Consider the following 3,346-nt stretch of genomic DNA (forward strand, 5'->3'; position numbering starts at 1 on the left):
CTGCAATGGTTTTAAGGGCAAAACGACGTGTAATTTCTTTCATGGCGATTTCCTGGTGGTGCTAGGGTGGGTACTTCTAAACTGCATGCAGAAGAGTAGCAGGCGCATACAGAATATTGATCAGGGATTTCCCTTGACAGGGGGCGCAATGCTGAGTTGTTGGAGCTTGGCGAGCAGGTCGTTGCGGACCTGCACCCCTAGCGTCATGGCTTGGGCGCGCAACTCTTGTCGACGTGCGCCCGGCAGTCGGACCTCGGGATCCTGTGCTATGTGATCGAGAAGGGTCTGTACTCGCTCGTGATAAACCCCTTCTCCGGCCAGCCGGGAGGGAGCCAAGGCCAAAAAGGCCTGGCCGATTCGAGGGGCGTTGCCATCGGGTGCGAAGAAGGCATCTGCCTCGAAACTCAGAGCAGAGCCGGTCAAGGCGCTGCACAAAAGTTCAAAGCACAAGGCCAGCATGGCTCCTTTTGCGCCGCCCGAGGGCAGTAAGGTACCCCCCAGCGCTTCTTTTGCGTTTGTCGTGGGTAATCCGTTCTTGTCCAGCGCCCACCCCTCAGGGATAGCTTCATTTCGTTGTGCCGCTAAGAGAATATGGCCACGTGCCACCGTGGTCATTGACATGTCAATCAGCAGGGGCGCTCCATTGCGCCGGGGGAAAATAGCGGCCACCGGGTTGGTACCCAGCGCAGGTTTGCTGCCCCCCCAAAAAGGCATCACCGCCGGGGAGTTGGAGAACGCCAGGCCCACCAGGCCCCTCGCCGCCAAGGGCTCCAGGTGAAGGCCCAGCGCGCCGACGTGAGACGAATTCCGAATTCCGGCGAAGGCCACGCCTTGAAGCTCAGCGAGATCAATTAGGGCGCTAATCGCCAAATCGCAAGCGTCGTAAGCCAAGCCGCCGCAAGCATCAACCAAAGCCGTGCCTCCTGAACTGCTGATGAGCCGCGGTACGGCAGCTGGATCGATACGGCCTCGAACGAGCATGTCGCAGTACATTGGAATACGCGACACCCCATGCGTTTCGAGCCCGCACGCATCTGCCTGGACGAGAACACGGGCACAGGCTGCGGCAGCTGCGTCACTCACGCCATGTTGAATCAGCGACTGACGGGCTAACCGCTCAAGCTCGGCAAGTGGGGTTTTCATAGGTGCGCATTTCCCAGTACACGTCCCGGATTTAAAACAAACAGCGGATCCAGAGATTTCTTGATCGCGTGCATCAGTTCCAGCGCGACCGGTGACTTGTAGCGCTGAAGTGGCGCCACCATTTTTTGACCAATGCCGTGCTCGGCAGCAATGGAGCCTCCACGATGGACAACCCGGCTCCACACGATGTCCTGGATTGCGTCGCCATGCTCGGCCAGGTAGGCATGCGCATCAGTACCTTCGGGCGCTTGCATGTTGTAGTGAAGATTTCCGTCGCCCAAATGCCCGAAGCAGAGGATATGTATGCTGGGAAAGGCGGCTCGCAGAGCAGCGTTGGTTTCGCTCAGGAAATCGTCGATTGCCGAGATGGGCAGCGAGACGTCGTGCCTCAGGGCCGGCCCGGCGGCAGACTGGGCCAGCGGCAGTGCCTCCCGCACGTGCCAGAGGTTCAGAGATTGGGCCAGGGATGTGGACAATACGACGTCGCGCACGATGCCTTGCGTCATCGCTTGCTCAAAAAGCCCTTGCAGGCTTTCTCCCAGAGCCATTTCGTCGCCCGTGCCACAGGCTTCGACTAACACGTTCCAGGGGCCAGCAGGTGGGAGGGAGTGGGCGATTGGGTTATGAATGGCAAGCAGCGAAATGCTCTGCTGGGACATTAACTCGAAACTGGTAAGGTCCGGCCCCAGGCGCTGGCGGGACATTTCCAACAAGGCCATAGCGTCACGGACGCTGTCGAGGACTGCCCAGGCTGTTAGTTGCGAGCGCGGGCGCGGCTGCAGCTTGAGCGTGGCCGCGGTAATGATGCCTAGGGTTCCTTCACTTCCGACGAAAAGGTCGCGCAAATCGTAGCCAGTGTTGTCCTTGCGCAGGCCGCCAAGACCATCCCATATTTTCCCACCAGCAGTGACGACTTCCAATCCCAGGCACAGTTCCCGCGCATTGCCGTATCGAAGGACTTGGGTGCCGCCGGCATTGGTCGCCAGGTTACCGCCGATGGTGCAGCTGCCTTGAGAGGCCAGGCTCAAGGGGAACAGAAGACCGTGGGCCTGCGCATGTGACTGGATCGTCTGGAGAATGCAGCCTGCTTCGGCAGTCAAGGTGAGGTTGGCGCTATCCAGTGCCCGGATACGATCGAGTCGGCGGGTGCTCACCACCACTTGCCGTCCTGAGCCGTCGGGCACGCCCCCCCCGACCATCCCGGTGTTGCCCCCTTGCGGCACCACGCTGATTGTCGCCGCGGCACAAATGTGCAGCACCTCTGCCACCTGCTCGGGAGTCGAGGGCAGCACCACCGCCATAGCGCGGCCTTGATAGCGTCCTGACCAGTCTTTTTCCCATGCGCTGAGGTCACCCTCGTGTTTGACATGCGCATGTCCCAAGCAGGTCGCGAGTTGATCAAGAACGTGCATCACGAATCAGCTTTGCCGGTCATCTGGAGTGCTTGCTCGATTGCTTCAAGCAGGCTCTGCTCGTCGGCAGTGCCTGTGCCTGCAATGTCAAATGCGGTCCCGTGATCCACGGATGTCCGCACGAAGGGAAGTCCTACCGTGATGTTGACCCCGGCCTCCAACCCCAGGACCTTGACTGGACCATGGCCTTGGTCATGGTACATCGCGACCACCAAGTCGTAATCACCGCGGCGGGCAAGAAAAAACAGCGTGTCAGCAGGCAGTGGCCCTTCTACGAAAAGTCCGTCGGCGCGGCAACGCAGGATCGCTGGCATGATTTTTTCGGCTTCTTCGCCACTACCAAAAAGGCCGTTCTCTCCTGCGTGGGGGTTGATGCCGCAGACGGCGATGCGGGGCTTGGGAATGCCCGCCCGTTGGACGGCCTCATGGCCGCGCCGAATGGTTCTTTCCACCAAGCCTGGTTCGATGCGTTGGATGGCGTGCAAAAGTCCGATATGCGTCGTCACGTGTATCACCCGCAAGCGGGGTGCCATGAGCATCATGCTCACTTCTGCTGTCCCGGCGAAGTGCGCCAGCATTTCAGTGTGGCCCGGGAAAATGTGCCCTGCGGCATGCAGCGCCTCCTTATTCAGCGGGGCCGTCACGATGGCCTGAAAAGTCCCGTCCATTGCCAACCCCGCTGCCTTTTCAAGATAACGGTAAGCGGCCTCACCTCCGGCTGCACTCACCTTGCCGAAGGGGATGTCTTGCGTAGGAACGCCGGGGTCCATGCAATAGACCACTCGGGCTCC

Annotated in this window: 3 protein-coding genes; all 3 read right to left on the minus strand. The window is 60.0% G+C overall.

Features of this window, described 5'->3' with window-relative positions; all coding sequences use genetic code 11:
* Positions 1-120: 120 nt before the first annotated feature.
* The gene (locus ACIREA_RS29115; protein WP_397385830.1) at positions 121-1,143 is read right to left on the minus strand and encodes an Ldh family oxidoreductase; all 1,023 of its coding nucleotides are present in this window, start codon (positions 1,141-1,143) and stop codon (positions 121-123) included.
* Positions 1,140-2,555 carry an FAD-binding oxidoreductase gene (locus tag ACIREA_RS29120; protein ID WP_397385831.1) on the minus strand — a complete coding sequence of 472 codons (1,416 nt, stop codon included), beginning with the start codon at positions 2,553-2,555 and terminating at the stop codon, positions 1,140-1,142. Before ACIREA_RS29120 ends, ACIREA_RS29115 begins: the two co-directional genes overlap by 4 nt.
* Positions 2,555-3,346 (minus strand): 4-hydroxythreonine-4-phosphate dehydrogenase PdxA (gene pdxA, locus ACIREA_RS29125; protein ID WP_397385832.1); only part of this gene is annotated, 792 nt, incomplete at its 5' end. The genes pdxA and ACIREA_RS29120, both read right to left, overlap by 1 nt.

It is taken from the genome of Prosthecobacter sp., assembly GCF_044373815.1.
Lineage (GTDB): Bacteria > Verrucomicrobiota > Verrucomicrobiia > Verrucomicrobiales > Verrucomicrobiaceae > Prosthecobacter.

What these genes read in the sequence shown, in the direction of transcription:
- ACIREA_RS29120 (WP_397385831.1), bottom strand. Translation starts at nt 2,555, where the DNA reads ATGCACGTTCTTGATCAACTCGCGACCTGCTTGGGACATGCGCATGTC.
- ACIREA_RS29115 (WP_397385830.1), bottom strand. Translation starts at nt 1,143, where the DNA reads ATGAAAACCCCACTTGCCGAGCTTGAGCGGTTAGCCCGTCAGTCGCTG.